This is a genomic window from Flexilinea flocculi, from assembly GCF_001192795.1.
Taxonomy (GTDB): Bacteria; Chloroflexota; Anaerolineae; order Anaerolineales; family Anaerolineaceae; genus Flexilinea; species Flexilinea flocculi.
The window spans coordinates 1,195,752-1,212,929 of the sequence record NZ_DF968181.1; the positions used below are offsets into that span (position 1 = coordinate 1,195,752).

Annotated in this window: 15 protein-coding genes; 12 read left to right on the top strand and 3 right to left on the bottom strand. The window is 38.6% G+C overall.

The window, feature by feature from the left end:
* Positions 1-303 precede the first annotated feature (303 nt).
* The 5 genes from ATC1_RS10050 (at position 304) to ATC1_RS10070 (ending at position 6,935) form a co-directional block, all read left to right on the top strand.
* Positions 304-2,823: an EAL domain-containing protein gene (locus tag ATC1_RS10050; protein WP_062281318.1), complete on the top strand. Its 2,520-nt coding sequence runs from the start codon at positions 304-306 to the stop codon at positions 2,821-2,823.
* 243 nt (positions 2,824-3,066) lie between these two features.
* Positions 3,067-4,842, top strand: a complete 1,776-nt coding sequence (locus ATC1_RS10055; protein WP_062281322.1) for a sensor domain-containing diguanylate cyclase — start codon at positions 3,067-3,069, stop codon at positions 4,840-4,842.
* A 186-nt stretch (positions 4,843-5,028) separates the two neighbouring features.
* Positions 5,029-5,415 carry a PadR family transcriptional regulator gene (locus tag ATC1_RS10060; RefSeq protein ID WP_062281325.1) on the top strand — a complete coding sequence of 129 codons (387 nt, stop codon included), beginning with the start codon at positions 5,029-5,031 and terminating at the stop codon, positions 5,413-5,415.
* Complete coding sequence (locus tag ATC1_RS10065; RefSeq protein WP_062281328.1) at positions 5,415-6,059, top strand: 4Fe-4S binding protein; 645 nt, start codon at positions 5,415-5,417, stop codon at positions 6,057-6,059. Before ATC1_RS10060 ends, ATC1_RS10065 begins: the two co-directional genes overlap by 1 nt.
* A 255-nt stretch (positions 6,060-6,314) precedes the next feature.
* On the top strand, positions 6,315-6,935 hold the full coding sequence (locus tag ATC1_RS10070) for a class I SAM-dependent methyltransferase (RefSeq protein WP_062281331.1): 621 nt from the start codon (positions 6,315-6,317) through the stop codon (positions 6,933-6,935).
* 315 nt (positions 6,936-7,250) lie between these two features.
* Here the strand turns inward: ATC1_RS10070 and ATC1_RS10075 are convergent, their stop codons facing one another.
* Entirely contained in the window at positions 7,251-8,408 is a 1,158-nt protein-coding gene (locus ATC1_RS10075; protein ID WP_062278182.1) for an IS256 family transposase, read from the bottom strand.
* 84 nt (positions 8,409-8,492) lie between these two features.
* Here ATC1_RS10075 and ATC1_RS10080 point away from each other — a divergent pair, with 84 nt between their 5' ends.
* From ATC1_RS10080 to ATC1_RS10110, 7 genes are all read left to right on the top strand, one after another.
* Positions 8,493-9,971 (top strand): DUF1538 domain-containing protein, encoded by a 1,479-nt coding sequence (locus ATC1_RS10080; protein ID WP_062281334.1) that lies wholly within the window; start codon positions 8,493-8,495, stop codon positions 9,969-9,971.
* On the top strand, positions 9,964-10,632 hold the full coding sequence (locus ATC1_RS10085) for a P-II family nitrogen regulator (protein ID WP_062281339.1): 669 nt from the start codon (positions 9,964-9,966) through the stop codon (positions 10,630-10,632). Before ATC1_RS10080 ends, ATC1_RS10085 begins: the two co-directional genes overlap by 8 nt.
* A 320-nt stretch (positions 10,633-10,952) precedes the next feature.
* Positions 10,953-11,420, top strand: a complete 468-nt coding sequence (locus ATC1_RS10090) for a DUF3795 domain-containing protein (RefSeq protein WP_062281342.1) — start codon at positions 10,953-10,955, stop codon at positions 11,418-11,420.
* Positions 11,404-11,898 (top strand): DUF7000 family protein, encoded by a 495-nt coding sequence (locus ATC1_RS10095; RefSeq protein WP_062281346.1) that lies wholly within the window; start codon positions 11,404-11,406, stop codon positions 11,896-11,898. Before ATC1_RS10090 ends, ATC1_RS10095 begins: the two co-directional genes overlap by 17 nt.
* A 40-nt stretch (positions 11,899-11,938) precedes the next feature.
* On the top strand, positions 11,939-12,745 hold the full coding sequence (locus ATC1_RS10100; RefSeq protein ID WP_172667761.1) for an alpha/beta fold hydrolase: 807 nt from the start codon (positions 11,939-11,941) through the stop codon (positions 12,743-12,745).
* Between the two features lie 196 nt (positions 12,746-12,941).
* A complete protein-coding gene (locus tag ATC1_RS10105; protein WP_062281353.1) occupies positions 12,942-13,400 on the top strand; it encodes a DUF3592 domain-containing protein in 459 nt (152 codons plus the stop codon).
* Positions 13,401-13,619: 219 nt separating this feature from the next.
* On the top strand, positions 13,620-15,626 hold the full coding sequence (locus tag ATC1_RS10110; RefSeq protein WP_062281356.1) for a hypothetical protein: 2,007 nt from the start codon (positions 13,620-13,622) through the stop codon (positions 15,624-15,626).
* A 174-nt stretch (positions 15,627-15,800) separates the two neighbouring features.
* Here the strand turns inward: ATC1_RS10110 and ATC1_RS10115 are convergent, their stop codons facing one another.
* Complete coding sequence (locus tag ATC1_RS10115; protein ID WP_062281359.1) at positions 15,801-16,301, bottom strand: TIR domain-containing protein; 501 nt, start codon at positions 16,299-16,301, stop codon at positions 15,801-15,803.
* A 166-nt stretch (positions 16,302-16,467) separates the two neighbouring features.
* The gene (locus ATC1_RS10120; protein ID WP_062284078.1) at positions 16,468-17,175 is read right to left on the bottom strand and encodes an ABC transporter ATP-binding protein; all 708 of its coding nucleotides are present in this window, start codon (positions 17,173-17,175) and stop codon (positions 16,468-16,470) included.
* Positions 17,176-17,178: the final 3 nt, after the last annotated feature.

Below are 17,178 nucleotides of genomic sequence, written 5' to 3' on the forward strand. Positions count from 1 at the left end.
TCAATGTCATTTTTGGCAGATCATTGTCTCCACACGAATTTCTATTCTAAATTTATAACAGAGGTTATGAATTGCCATATATATAACCATTATAAATTTGAAAAAATTCTGCTTACCGTTCTTAATATTTGCGCTCTGCGTAAAATCAACACCATAGCAAATAATCCTTTTCAAATTTCGAATTGTTTTTACGATATCAGCATATTTTATAATAGTTGTATATAATAAAATATCCTGAATAAATGTTTTTCCTAATAACAACACGAATTGCCTGCTGTTTGTTTTCAAGAAAGTAAAATAACTATGACCATTAAGATATTAATTGTGGATGATTCAGCGGCTGATCGTCTTTTAATTCAACAGATGTTGGGCGAATATCAGGTTGTAACTGCTAATGACGGTCTGGAAGCAATTCAAAAAATTGAAGCAGACCCTGCGATTAGTCTGGTGCTGCTGGATATTAATATGCCAAATATGGACGGATTTCAGTTTCTGACCCTGTTGAAATCTGATGAGCGTTATCGAAAAATCCGCACCGTCATCTTGACAAACTACCAGGACCTGGACAATGAAATTAAAAGTTTGAAATTAGGCGCTGTTGATTATATTCGGAAACCGGTTCAAATGGATTTATTGCGAACCAGGGTTGCGATTTATATCGAATTGCTTCGCATTCAAAATGCATATGAACAAAAATTGCAGGAACAAGGACTGACGTATGATGTTATTTTTCATCAGGCGCCGATTGGAATTGCAATTTCTCAACGGTCAGGTATTTCTGACAATGAAGATGACATTCTGATTGATGTAAATCCGATGTATGAGAGAATTACCGGCAGAACGAAAGAAGAACAAGCAAGAGTTGGCTGGAGAAATTTTACTCATCCGGATGACCTGGAGCGAGATCGTGAGAACCTGAAAAAACTCCGCGAAGGGGAAATTCAAAGTTATGCCATGGATAAGCGTTATATCAAACCGGATGAGTCGATCGTCTGGGTGCATATGGTTGTGGCGCCATTAACCTTATCAACCAGTAATCTATTTACTCATATCTGTCTGGTTCAGGACATTACCTGGCGAAAAGAAATCGAAGCAAAATTACTGGAGAGTGAGCGCAGCAAATCTGTGCTTCTCTCCCATCTGCCGGGACTGGCTTATCGTTGTAATTATGATCGAGATTGGACCATGCAGTATGTATCTACCGGCTGCTATTCACTGACCGGCTATCAACCGGAAAGCCTCATCAATAACCGGGATATTTCATACAATGAGATTATTTCACCGGAGTATCGCACTTTGTTATGGAATCTTTGGCAACAAAATCTTAATGAGAAAATCCCATTTCAATACGAATATGAGATCATCACTGCGAAGGGCGATCACAAATGGGTGCTTGAAATGGGAGAAGGAATTTATAACAAGAAGGGCGAAGTGGAAGCCCTCGAAGGAATCGTAATTGATATTTCTGATCGCAAACAAATTGAAAACACTTTGCGATTTACCAATGAACATGATCCATGGACCGGTTTATATAACCGGAATTTTTTGGAAAACCTGTTGGAGATGGATGCGAAAGAGCAACAGGAAATAAAACGGGCTGTGATCTCGATTAATCTCAGCTCGGTCCAATCCCTTTCGACAACATACGGTTATCATTATACACAGGAGTTTATCAGGAGTATTGTCGATGTACTCCTTCCATATTGCACAGAAACGCGGCAGCTTTTTAATACCTATGAAAACCGGTTTGTTTTCTATGTTAGAGACTATCAAACAAAAGCGGAATTAGTCAGCTTTTGTGAAACAATTCTTTGTTTATTAGATCCGTTGCTCTCTATAGAAAGAATTAATTGCGGGATTGGTGTGACTGAAATTAATTCCAGGAATCAATGGGATGTAAATCAATTATTGAAAAACCTATTAATTGCATCCGAACGCAGCCTTGAGCTTCATGAACGGGATTTGGAAATTTGTTTCTATGACGCAGAAATGGAAAAACGTTTACTCCGTGAAGCGGAAGTGAAACATGAACTTGCAAGAATCGCTTCCGATGAAAATGATGGCGGACTATTTTTACAGTACCAGCCGATTCTGGATCTGAAAACCAATCAGATATGCGGATTTGAAGCATTGGCAAGGATACAAGGAGGAAAAATTGGATTGATATCACCACTGGAATTTATTCCAATTGCGGAAAAAACGAAATTGATCATTCCTGTCGGTAAAAAGATTATCACCCAGGCTTCCCGTTTTTATAAGAAATTAACGGCTGATTCAAATAAAACACTGAACATAGCGATCAACGTTTCAGTAATTCAATTGTTAAATAAAGACTTTTGCAACATAATTCAGGAACTGATCCATGAAATACCGATTAAGCCGGAATCTGTTTGTCTGGAGATTACCGAATCGGTATTTGCGACGAATTATGAAGAAATCAATTTCATACTCGGTCAATTGAAAGAAATTGGCTTTCACATCGCCATTGATGATTTTGGTACGGGTTATTCATCACTTTCTCGCGAACATGAATTAAATGTCGATTGTTTGAAAATTGATAAAGAATTCATCAACAATCTCATGCAGATGAATCCTGAGTTATCCTTTGTATCGGATATTATATCCATGGCGCACAAGGTCGGACATGTTGTTGTCGCAGAGGGTGTTGAGTATGAAGAACAGCTTCAATATTTGTATCGATGCGGGTGTGATATGGTTCAGGGATACCTGATCAGTCGTCCAATTCATGAAGATGCCGCATTGGAACTGGGACGTAATTCAAAGACATTGGATCAAATTTTAGAAAGGAATGGAGCAAAATAGCCTGATATTTCCAGTTCATTTTCTTAAAACGAAAGGAATTTAGAATATCGACTCGCTATTCAAACGATGAAGGAAAAAATTGTTATCGTGATGTTTTCTGCGCGAAGCGTAGCAACATATCAATAACAAAGGATTCTCCGCATTTTTCGAATTGTTGTTCCAAATGAAAGGATTTCTATTTTTTATGGTATCGTGGTTTCAATCGAACTATGTAGGAATGAATAGACACAATGGAGGCAAGGTTTGATCGATCATAATCCATATTATGAAGCCGTTCACAAGAACTCTTGCGCTTTTGCGTATCATGAGGCTGTTTTTGATGAAAACAATCGGATGATTGATTATATATTTTTGGATGTCAATCAATCATTTGAGGAATTAACCGGTTTGAAAAAGGAAGATATTCTTAATAAACGGTATGTACAGGATGTTGCGCAGGATAAAGACCAGGCGATGAAATGGGTTCATCTTTATGAAAAAGTCGTAACAGAGCAATCGACCGTGGATTTCCAGGAATATTCGACAGAATTCAGCCGCTATTATTCAGTCATTGCATATTCATCCGAAAAGAGCCGATTTGTTACCATTTTTCAAAATAAAACGATTGAATTGAAAATGCAGGAAATTGCTCAATATTTTATCAATAATATCGGCAATCAGATCAATTATGATCAAATAACGAAATTTGCCTATGAAATTTCCGGAGCCGATTATGCTGCATTTAATTTGTTTCACGAAAACGGGCGTGATTTTTCGACCATATCACTTTGTGGCGTATCCAATCAACTGAAAAAAATATGTGAGATGCTTGATTTCCAAATCATCGGCAAGACCTGGGCTTATGATCCTGAGCGAGAAAAAAGAACAAAAGATAAAGATATTACGGTTTTTGAAACGCTGCACGATCTGACAGGAAAGGTGCTTCCGAAAACGGTCATTATACAACTTGAAAATATTTTCAAACTTGGTATCACTGTAATTGCCAAAATCACAAGAGAAGGGAGAGTACTCGGTGATTTCACACTTTTTTTTAAGAAGGGTCAACAATTAAAAAATCAGAACCTTCTGTTGTTGTATATTTCGCAGCTTTCCCTTTTCATGGAAAAAAACCGTCTCGATGTCGCATTGCAGACGAATCAGAAAATGTTTTATACGCTAGCTGAGTACGCTCCGATCGGTTTTATTTCCTGTGATACCAAAGGAACGATAACCTATGCCAATAAGAAGCTGATTGAAATTATGGATTCGCCTTCATATGATGCTACAAGAAGCATTAATCTTCTTGATTTTCCCAAACTGAAAGCAGCCGGTTTTTCAGAAAAGCTGAAGGAATGTATGATAAAAGATCGGCAGATTTCGTTTGAAATGGGCTATACCAGTTTATGGGGAAAATATTGCTGGTTGCGAGTGTTTTTTACTCCTATCAAGGAAAATGAGAAAATCATCGGTGCGAATATTGTTGTTGATGATATTACTGAGAAAAAGAAAACCGAGGATGAACTTAAAGAGAAAGTACAACGTGACCCGCTGACTCGGGCTTTTAATCGTCATGCATTAGAGACGATCCTGCTGGAGCGTATTAACGATTCAGCAGAGAAGAAACTCATCAGCTGCCTGGTTGTTTTGGATGTGGATGATTTTAAGGATATCAATGATACTTACGGACACCTGGTTGGTGATAAGGTGTTGAAGTATTTGGCTACCCGTATCAAACAGGAACTTAGAGATGATGATTTAATCATACGAACAGGCGGGGATGAATTTCTAATCTATTTTCACGACATCCAGGATGAAAAGAATGCCCCCAAGTTTATCAACCGCTTGTTTGACAAGATTTCTGCTGAATATAAAATTGCTCAGGAGCAGGATGGTAACCGCCATACTCTGCATGTGAGCTGCAGTATGGGAATATGTTTTTATCCGAAGGATGGAACTTCTCTTAATGTTTTAATATCAAAAGCGGATGATGCTTTATATCAAGTTAAAAAGAGCGGAAAGGGAAAATATGCATTTGCTTGATTGACTTACGCTGCAATATTTTTACAAAAATGGAAAACTGTAGATAATGGCAACCATTTTACTTAAAGATCTGTCTGAAAGAATTTCTTTCAGACAGATCTTTTAAACAAATGTAAAAAGAAATGATATACTATGGTCTTGTTCACTATATACAACATGAAACTAGTGATTCTGATAGGTATATAAATGAAAGAAAACAGTTCGATTTTTTGTCAAAACAAGAATCAACCGACCGAGAGATTCCTGGAGGTTTGCCTTTTATTGCTTTTACATGAGAAAGATGATTATGGCTATGGTTTAAGCCAGGAGCTTCCTTTTTTTGGATTTTCAGACAATGAACTTAATGTCAGTACGATGTATCGCATATTAAGAAGGATTGAAAAGATAGATCTTGTCGAATCAACCTGGGAAGAAAGTGGTCTGGGACCCAGACGCAGAGTTTATCGGATCACAGAAAAAGGGAAAGAGGAATTATCAAAATGGATAGTGATTTTAAAAAATCGAAAGTTGAATATCCAAAAATTGATTGACAGATTTGAAAGACCCGACCACTATAACCATTTGGAGGAATAATGAAAACTAAAAATATCTGGATTTATATCGTACGTTACTTTTTTCTTGGAATTTTTCTACTGATTCTTTCGAAGGCGAAACCAATACTCTGGCTGGGTATTTTTGGGATCAGTCTGGTTGCAGCGTTTGTTTTTGGCAGAGTGTATTGTGGATGGATTTGTCCCATGAACACATTAATGAACCTGGTAGGATTCGTAACAAAAAAGCTTAATATTAAACGGAGAAAATCTCCAAAACTGATTGTAAATGGATGGTTGGCAATTGTATTATTAATAGTCAGTGTTTTGGTCATGGTGATTGTTAAAAGAATGACAGGAGTCAATATCCCGGTGTTACCATTTTTCCTGGTCCTGTCTGTCTTGATTACTTTCGTGTATGAACCGTATGTTTTTCATAATAAAATTTGTCCATTTGGAGTGTTACAGAGAGTCACAGGGAAATTTGCATTCTTTTCCAGAGGAGTCGATAAAAATAAATGTATCGGCTGCAAGTTATGTGAGAAAGTTTGTCCGGCAGAAGCTGTAACTGTTTCTTTAGGATCCCAAAAAGCAGCAATCAACTCGGAATTATGTCATCAGTGTTTTGAATGCGAAATTGTCTGTCCTAAAAACGCAATCAGCTACGGACATTCGCGTCAACGATGAAATTGCTGCGTAAAAAATACCGTTGAATTCCGCAGGAAATCTAATATTCTCGAATTCGCTTTTGTTGTTTCAGACTGGAATCCTCCGATTTCGATGAAAAAAAAAGGAATTCTTTGTATCTCTCATCTCTGTGAATTTTTCGAATCTTTGAGTGTTAAGAGAAATCAGATATGTTGACAGATTCGGAGTAATTTCATAGAATTTTTTTGTTGGACAGCAATATTCGGTATGATTATTCCTGCAAAGAGGCCTCACTTGACCGATCTATGGCACAGATTTCTATTTAATACCATCGCTCCAGTTTATGGAACATTTTATGACCACCAGACAAAACGGTTTTCGGTAGTACTCACAACAGTATCAACCGAAATCAATCTGGATTCCTATAAAACAATTGCAGATATCGGTTGCGGTCCTGGAGCTCTCACATCCGTCTTGAGAGACAAGGGTATGCAGCCGACCGGTGTTGACCGTGCTTCGCGAATGCTTGCAACAGCAAAAAAGAACCCTGGGAACCACAGTATTCCTTTCATCCAGGCTGACGTGCTGGAACAACTCCCTTTTGCAGACAAAACATTTGACGTATCCATTGCCGCTTATGTTGCCCATGGCATGCAGAAGGAAGATCGATCCAGATTGTATACTGAGATGAGCCGGATTACCAAAGAAAAAGTGATTATTTACGACTATGGCCGGAACTGGGCGGCACTGACTGCCATGATAGAATGGCTTGAACAAAGTGACTATAAACGCTTTATCCACTCCGCAAGAGATGAAATGGTGGATTGCAGATCGGCGAGAGGCCGTTGTTTTTCAGCGGTTAAAATGGTAGAAATCAGCACACTGGCGGCCTGGTATATTTGTACACCTGTATAGATCAGATTGAAATATTTTCTAAAATTTTGCCATTATTTGATTATCATTGTGCAGCACAGGTTTTCACAGTTTCATCGTAGAAAACAAATTTCCTCTCATTATTCGTAACACTTGTCAATATTTCGGATCGCTGGTTTGATAAAAATTTCTGTTCTATTTCAGGTAAAATGGATTAATATACATTAGAAATAAACAATAATTAAATTGTTTATAGAAAGGACATTGCTATTGAATGTAGTTTTTATTAAATTTAAACAAGTTTTTGATTATGCAACCCTTTTTCTGTAAATTAGAGTCTGAAATATCCATAGATCTTTAAGAATTCATAAACTTGCCAGTACAAAAATGTTTTCCGATCTGCCATTCTTCGCAGGTCTCCATCAGTAATGCCGAGACCAACCTGAGACAAGAAGCTTGATTTGGAAACACACCAACCACTCTTGTCCGTCTGCGAATCTCTTTATTAATCCTCTCCAGACTATTGGTTGTTCGTATCGTTCTTCGATGTTCCAATGGAAAATCAAAAACCAAAAAACCCTCAAAAAGGTTATTTTCGAGCCAAGATGAAAGCCGCGGAGCAGAAATAGCATACTTCTGGATGGCGCTCTGCAAGAGCTCTTCTGCTGTCTTTCGATCAGGAGCATTAAATATGGCTCTGATGTCTGCTGCCACTTCCAATCTCATCGATTGTCTGGGCAGATAAGCTCCGGCATTCTGTTGCAGATGGAACTGACACCGTTGCCAGGGAATACCGCCAAAAACTGCTCTTCTGGCTGCCCCTAGACCTTCATGGTCATCACTGATAATCAGCTTTATTCCGTGTAACCCTCGCTCTTTTAGACTCTTTAAAAATGCTTTCCAATGTGTTTCATGCTCACTAAGCGAAACTGAAACCCCAAGTATTTGCCGTTCGCCTTCTGGCGTAATGCCAGAGGCCACCAAAACCGCTGCATCTCTTACTTGTCCTGCTTCACGAATCTTCTCATATCGGGCATCCACAAAGAGATAGCTGATCTCTCCTAATGGCCTTTCACGCCATTCTTGCAGTACTTCGTCCAATTGCGCTGTTGCCCGGCTGACTTGTGTGGCTGAGACCTCAATCCCACAAAGCTGTTCCGTAATGGTTTTTACCTTCCGAGTCGATACTCCCTGTACATACATTTCAGCCAGTGTGATCGTAAGGGCTCTTTCACTTCGCAGTCCCTTTTCCAGAGCACTGGGATAAAAACCACCCTCTCTAACCTGTGGAACTGCAAAGGTAATGTTTCCTATCCTGGTCTGTATCGTCTTCGGTTTGAAACCATTTGCATGTCCCTTGCGATCCTTTGTGCGTTCGTACTGTTCAGCTTGTAAGTACCTTGATCTTTCTACTTGCATGGCGTTATTTATCAGCACTCGCATCATTTCTGGAATTGCTTCCAATCCTTTTTCCGCTATTTCCTCTGCAAAGGTATAATTATTTGGGTGAGTCATTTCTAGTCTCCTTTTATGGTTTGGTTACTATAAGGATACTTCTGACTCACCTCTTTTGTTAAGGTTCTTTATTTTACAGAAAATATGTTACACCAACAAGTTTTTTTTTCAGTCCTTCCAATTGTCATTCTGGTTCTTTTTCTTAATTTTACAATTTCTCCAATGGATCCAGTCTATTTACTTCGATTTCTAATTGGATCCTCATTTGTAATATTGGGATTAACACTTTTTTTGCTGGGTGTTGATATTGGAATCACACCGCTGGGTGATCTGACTGGATCCTCTTTGGCAAAGTCAAACCGGTTGTGGATTGTGTTGATTGCCGGAATAATTCTTGGTTTTTTTATTTCCATTGCTGAACCTGGTCTGATGGTATTGGCTAATCAAGTTGATCTGGTAACAACAGGACAAATTTCTCGAATCAGCATACTGGTCCTGGTTTCCATCGGTTTGGCGATCATGCTTTCTCTTGGATTTTTGAGAATTTTCTATAATATCCCTCTGTATAAAATCCTGATTGTGATTTACATTATCATTTTTGGATTGGCGATTTTCTCTTCTCGAGAAATGCTTGCGATTGCTTTTGATGCATCTGGCTCTACCAGTGGAATTCTGGCCGTACCGTTTATTTTGTCCCTTTCAGTCGGAATATCAAAACTGAAAAAAGACAGTAGAGCTTCTGAGAAAGACAGTTTTGGTTTAGTCGCGATTTCGTGTACTGGTGCGATTTTGTCGATTTTATTTTTGAATTTATTCGCTAAGACTAATGAATTTTCCGGAGTCCTTGAAATCGGATCCTCAGACGCGAATTCCATCTTCAATCCTTTTTTTGTGGTAATTCCAAAGTTTTTCCAGGAAAGTATTTTTGCAATATTACCATTGTTAATTATTCTGCTGGTATTGCAGAAAATTTCTTTCCGACTGAAGCGACGAGAACTAAGGAAACTTTTAACAGGATTTCTTTTCGCTTTTATTGGATTATTTGTGTTTCTAATGGGCGTGAATGCCGGTTTTATGGATGTGGGTATCAGTATCGGAAAAAATCTATCTTTATTGGAGAATAAAGCGTACATTATTATTGTAGCGTTTGTACTCGGATTCGTGACGATGGTTGCAGAACCGGCCGTTTCGGTATTAACCTATCAGATTGAAGAAGTAACCAGTGGCTACATCAAACGGATGGTAATACTCATCCCTCTGGCTACAGGTGTCGGATTCGCTGTTGCCCTGTCGATTGTCCGAATATTGATACCAGAAGTACAATTATGGCATTATTTGTTGCCTGGATATATCCTCTGCCTTCTATTGATGTTTTTTGTCCCCAAATTATTTGTGGGAATCGCATTTGATGCAGGCGGTGTGGCAACTGGGCCCATCACTGCAACGTTTATTTTGGCTTTCACTCAGGGCGCTGCCCATGCATATGAAAAAGCGGATCTTATGGTGGATGGTTTCGGTATGATTGCAATGGTTGCCATGTCATCCATTCTTACGCTAGAAACATTGGGATTACTATTTGCTTTCAAGTCAAAAACAAAAGGAACTGAGAACAGGAATGATTAATCTTGGCAATAAACCGTCGTTTGTATTGATTTATGTGGTTGTCAATTATGGTGTAGGCAGTCGTGTATTGCAGAAGGCGAAACAATCGGGGATTTCTGGCGGAACCGTACTCCTTGGAAAAGGAACCGTTCAGAATTCCATTTCTCATTTTTTATCGTTATATGAAGTGAGGAAAGAAATCATTTTGCTGGAATCTGATCAAAATACTGCGGCTCATGTTTTGCCGGAATTAAATAAGGAATTCAAATTTGAGAAACCGCATCATGGCATTGTTTTCTGTACCAGTACGCAGGATGTTTTTGGCTCCAGATACAAACCGAGTGAAGGAATCGAAGAAAAGAGAGATGAGATAAAACCTATGTATCATTTAATTTTCACCATTGTAGATAAAGGTAAAGCTGAAGATGTGATTGAAGCTGCGACTGAAGCCGGTTCAAAAGGCGGTACCATCATCAATGCCAGAGGTTCCGGTGCTCATGAAACCAGCAAGTTGTTCTACATGGATATCGAACCTGAAAAAGAGGTTGTGATGATCCTTTCTAAAGAGGATGTGACGGAATCTATTGTTTCTTCGATAAGAAAAAAACTGGAAATTGATTTGCCAGGTCACGGAATACTATTTGTTCAGAACGTAACCCAGACATATGGAATTTATGAATAATCCTTTTTCCGATGTAGCAATTTGAAATGTTAAAACCTTTTTGGTTGTTCTTATGGTTCTGCGCTTCGCGCAAAGCCATAAGAACAACATATTTTCTTGATTGATTCGAAAAAGACTATTCATATTTCGAATTGATCGTTTGATTCTTGTAAAAATCCTGACTTTGTAATACTGTTATATTTTATTATTCAAAAGTTTCCTTGAACTGGATGAAAAATCAGCGAAACCAAATATTCTCTCTTTGTTCGAAACGGATATCCAAATTTCGAATTACTGGTTTTTTTTCTATATTACTTTGATCATTAAAAGGAGTGTCCCACATGATTGATGAGAACCTGATCGCTCCTTGTGGAATGAATTGCATTCTGTGCGTTTCCTATCAGTTCATGAAAGGTGACCTCAACCAGAAAGGATTCCATAAAAAGTATTGTCCTGGCTGCAACCCGAGAGGATTGCATTGTCTTTTTATGGGTGATCACTGTGAGTTATTGCGAAATGGTAGAGTCCGATTTTGTTTTGAGTGTGCAAATTACCCCTGCAAACGACTGAAGGCATTGGACTCACGCTATCAAAAAAAATATCGGATGAGCATGATTGAAAACCTGACAGTTATCCAGGAACAAGGGCTTCAGACATTTCTGGATCAGCAGGAAACCAGATGGCAGTGTGCAATATGTGGTGCGTTAATCTGCTGCCATATTGGTTTATGTCTCCATTGTGATTTGGAAAAAATTATTCAAAATAAGAAATATCGAAAGGATCTTAAATCTGATGACGGAATCGCTTAACCAGGAAATTCAGGAGTACCGCTTACAGCTGCAAAAGGGATATCTGCAAAAAGCTTATAAAGGAATTATGGCCTTCATGTCGGAGTTGAAAACAATGCTGGGGAAAAAATATCCGGAGTATATTGCTGGAGCCTTGTATTTAGGTTTTATGGACATGACGTATTTCGCATTTACACCTCCTTCTTTAAAAACTAAAAATTTGAAAATTGCGATTGTATACTTGCACGAAGAAGGAAGATTTGAAGGTTGGCTTGGCGGGATCAACCGAAAAATTCAAGCTGAATATATCCGGCTTCTATCTCAGAAACAGCATGGCAATTATACATTATCACGGGTCCAGCCAGGAGTGGACTCAATTCTTGAATCAATTCTGGTGGATGATCCGGATTTTGATCATCCCGAAGAATTGAAACAACAAATTGAGAGTAAAATCACACTGTTCATTCAGGATGTTACGATAATCTTGAATGAAGCTTAAATTCTATATTTCGAATTGCTGTTGTTCCATCAAGGAAATCATGAATACGTTAAAAGAAGGCATAATTGAACGGGATGGCGTCCCCATCCATTTTTGGACTGGAGGAAAAGCGGATGGTCCCTGGCTGGTTTTCACGCATGGAGCTACAATCGATCATCATGAATGGGATCAAACCATTGCTATCGCTGAATTTTCATATCATATTCTTACCTGGGATATGCGCGGTCATGGTCAGTCAAGGCCAGGAAGATTTGGATTGCGGCAAACTGTTGAAGATTTAAAATCCATTCTGGATTATTTGAAAATTAAGCAAGCTTTTTTTATTGGGCATTCTTTAGGCGGAAATATCCATCAGGAATTTGTGTTTTCCTATCCTGACCGGGTAAAAGCGATGATTTTTGTGGGTTGTACCTGGAATTTTCAAAGACTTTCAAAATGGGAATCCATTCAAGTAAAATCAGCCAAATGGATATTCAAATTATATCCCTATCAAAAATTAGTGGATCAATCACTGGAACTGACTGCAAAATCCGTCGAATCACAAAATATCCTGCGGGCAGCGATGGGAACCCTCACAAAAGAAGAGTTGATTCAAATTATGCTGGAAGCAGTCCTTTGTCTGCATTATGAACCAGGTTATGTGATATCGAAACCGCTTTTGTTATTAGTTGGTGATCACGATCGAACTGGGAATATTCGTAAGATTATGCCGGTCTGGGCAAAACAGGAGCCAGATTGTCGTTTCTATGTTGTTCCGAATTCCTTACATGCTCCGAACCTGGATAATCCGGTTTTTTTTCAACAGCATGTATTTGAATTCCTGAAATGCTTTGCTGAACATTCCTAATACATCAACAATCCGAAATACGCATTTACTATTTGAATCAATCGGGAAAAACTTGTTGTTGTGATGTTTTTGTGCGATTCGCAGAAACATCACAACAACAAAGAAACTTCCTCATAAATTGAAATGTTGAAAAAATCCACAGTTTAAATATCGAATCATCTACTCTATAATAAGAATAAAAAAGGAGGAGTTGATTATGGAAAATGCCAATATCTTTTTATTTGTAATTGTCATTGCTGTGGGACTCATCATTATTTTTTTTGGTATCCGACAATACTTCCAGGCAAAAAATGCTGAGAAAAACTGGCTGAATGTGAGCGGTGTGGTACTTGAATCGAATCTTTCATCATTTCGAACTCGAAATTCGCGCGGCAACTACACGACAAAATATCGTCCACATGTTGCTTATCAATACCAGGTGGATGGACAGACTTTTCATAGCGACAGACTTGCTTTTGGTTCGGAAAGTACCAGCGAATCGAACGGCAGAAAGAAAATTGCGATTTATCCTGAAGGATCGCAGGTTACTGTTCATTACGCTCCTGGAAATCCAGCCAAAGCGGTATTAGAGACAAAGGCTTATGGCGTCATTTATAATATTTTACTCGGATTATTTTTTATCGCACTTGGAATCCTCGCGATGATTGTCTCATAAAAATCAGCGATTTAAAAGATGGAAAGAATGTATTGTTTTTATTCTCTCTCTCCTCTGTCTCTTTATTCGAATGATATAGTCACATTTTGTATTGCTGTTTGCGGATTAAGTGCAAGAGGCGCCTGAATTTATTGAATTATTCCGATGTATTATTCCTAAGTTTTGATCAATGGACTGAATCGTGATGATGAGTGAAGCAATTCGACCGATGAAGAAATTATGCGCTCATCAATTGATTTTGTCACAATTCCGGATGGCTTGATGCTGAACCAGAATTCTAAACCCCGGGGAAATATCTTTGTTATCGTGTTTCGTGTTCTGAAAAACTATGCAAAAGAAATACTCTGGGAAAAAAATGAACAACTTGGTTTTTCATTTATCAAGAAATTATGGAATGCCGGCTTCCTTGGCAGAATGGCATTACTTCTGCTCCTCATTGTTCTGATTTGTACCGTAATTCTATTAAATTTTCCTGAAATTCAACGTTCGAATTATTCCATATTCCTGGGAATTGTCGGAATGATTACCGCATTTTCCTATCTGACAGTTTTCGGAATACTACAGTCATCCATAATATTTTTCATAATTTCTGCTTACCTCTGCTGGTTTTTACTGCCAGTGGGAATCCGCCTTTCCGGAACATTGATTTCAGCATTACCAGTATTGTGGCTGTTAATTCTGGGATGGCTAAATACCATTCGAAATCAAAAAACTTGGCAGGAACAACTGGGTTTTTTATTGCTATGTCTGGGAGCTGGTCAGCTCCTTTTTCGTTCTTTTAGTCTGGACAACCTGATTCCAGATTATTACAGCCTCCTGGCTCGTATCGTTCTTGGCATTCTTTTCTGGCTGATTTTAACCATAAATTGGATTAAAAATATTTTCAAAAAATTTATTTACATATTCGAGAAATCCTATTTGATTTTTATTCTCAGTCTGGTGATTTATGGATCGTTTTTGCTTTTGTCGATTCTGAAAGATCAGAAATCAACGACAGAAAATTTACTTCTGACCATGCAGCAAGCCCTGGGATTCGCTGATTTTTTCTGGTTCTGGATTGGTTGGAGTGTTTTAGCAGGCGTTGTCAAATTCGCTGAATTTGGTGTCAGGCAAAGCGAATTTTTCTTTTCACTACGATGGTTAAAATTTCTATCTCCTTTTTTATGGGGGATCAGCCTTGTTTTTTGCTGGGTTTCCACCCATCAGATTCCACTTTCAATGCTGCATATTCTGAATGAAATTGGATTTTTAAAATGGACGTATTCCTGGTCAGATTCTTTCTATTTTTCAATCTACTATTTTACTTGGCTGAATGCAACGGTTTTTGGGATTTCACTGATCCTGGTGATTATAAAAAAACTGACTCCTAAAAGCATTCGTATGCTGAATATTCTTTGGATCGGATCATTTTTTTGCATTTTCAGTTTTTATCAAAGTCTGTTTCAAATGAATACGCTGGATGTCACCGGCGATCAGTCGATGGATGCATGGTCGTCCTTTCTATTGGCTGGTGGAATCCTCTGGCAATTGGCTAAAGATAGTGAGATTCGCTGGTCTTCGAATTCGAAATCGATTGTATTCTTTTTCTCATCCATTCTTTTATTTATGATCAGTATGATCGCAGTGACACTTGGTGCCAACCTGCCTGATTTCGTCAGTCAGCATACTTTTTATTCATTCATGGGTACGCTTTTCCTGGGGTTCCCGTTGGCAATTTATACGTTGCTTCAACAAATAACAGATGTCAAACCAGTTGATGGAAAATATTTGTTATTCTATTTTTTGTCAGGATGTTTTTCAGCAATGATCTGTCTGATCATCAATCCATTCACTGGATGGCATTTGATGCTGGCACCCGTCTTTTGGGGACTGGCGATTTCGATTCTTCAAAAAAAAGCTTTTATTCCTGATCAGGGATTGCAGAGTGTTATATCTGGCGCCGCATTGTCCCTCGGTTTTTCAACATTTTGGCTTTCTCCTGAGTATATACCGATCCCTTTTTTGTCCGTTATGAATCGACTGCAGCTTCGCTATCTGACAATTCCATTGGATAGACCGCTTCTTTTACCGCAACAGTTTTATGTAATGTTGAGCGCAGTGGCAATTGGCGCCTTATTTTTCTGGTTGTGGACGCAAAGGCCAAAGACAACAATTCGAACGATTAATGTAGCAGTCTCCAGTCTTTTGTTATGGACTTTTTTTTCTTTCTTTTTACCCGCTGCTTGAAAAATCTTCATAAATCCAGATGTATCAATAATGATCCGAAATAAAAAAATGTTGTTGTGTTGGTCTGCAAAAAGTGAAAAACCAACACAACAACAAATACTCCCTCTTTTCTCAAAAGGCTATTTCAATTTTCGAATTACTGACCGATCAGCCAGCGTCTTGTATTTAAAAATTTTACGAAACCTTAATTTCCTTTTTCTCCACAGCAGATTCGATCCACTCTCCCATATTCTTTTTCCCATTGTCATCGACGTAATCATAAATACTGTCACAAATCTCATCAAAATAAATTGGTTCATTTTGGTCAGTATGACCGATGATTGTATGGATTTCACCTTTACGAGAGGTTAGTGAAGTTCGCATATTCCTGACATTGTGGATGTAAACACCAATGATCGCGTTACCCCGTTTATAGCTCTCCATGATTTCATGTTTCACATAAGGTCTGTTGAGTGTCTCCGTACCGATGAGAACAACTGTCGCAGAAGTGTCAACGAGATGATCATCAATCCATTGATAAACGGTTTTGTCTCCTGATTGCTTGATTCTTTCGAATTCGGCAGTATCAATGATGTTTGCTTCTTCAATATCATGAAATGCCCAGCTATTGCGTACTACATAAAATCGCTCAATATCCTGAACAAAATAATAACTGAAATAAACGCGTCTTAACATAATGATTCTCCTTGATATGTTTTATTATATAACTTTTTCCGCTTCAAATCTCTGATGCTCCATCTATTCGGAATATGATGAGGATTTTTTATTGTGAAGTTTTTACCGAAAGTGTAAACAACATCACAATAATGAGTAATTCTGTTCATATCTCGAATTCCTGCGGTTATCCTCCCAGATATGCAGCCTGGACTTTGGGATTATTTCTCAATTCTTCGGCTTCTCCGGACAATGAAATGACACCGGTCTCAAGCACATACGCTCGATGAGCAATTTTCAGTGCTTGACGGGCATTCTGTTCCACAAGGAGGATGGTTGTTCCATCCTGTTGATTGATTTCCTGAATGGTTCGAATGATATCGCGCACTAAAACTGGCGCCAACCCCATTGACGGTTCATCAAGAAGCATCAGACTACCATTGGTCATCAGGGCACGTCCGACAGCCAGCATTTGTTGTTCACCTCCTGAAAGTGTGCCGGCAGGTTGATTCTTCCTTTCTTTTAATCTTGGGAAAAGATCAAAGACTCTTCGAAATGCTTCATCCAGATTCTCTCGGTCCTTACGTGTCCATGTCGCCAGTTTCAGATTTTCGAAGACCGTTAAGTTGGCAAAAATGCCTCTTCCTTCCGGAACATGAGAGATTCCCATTTCGACAATCTTATGAGCTGCAATTGAATTCAGCGGAACTCCATGAAACGAAATAGACCCTGATTGAAATGCAACAAGGCCGGAAATAGCCCGCAGTAATGTCGACTTTCCTGCGCCATTGGCTCCGATCAAGGTAACGATTTCTCCCTTTTGTACCGTCAGGGATATACCCTGCAGTGCGCGGATTCCGTTATAGGAAACGATCAAATTATCGACAGTAAGCATCGG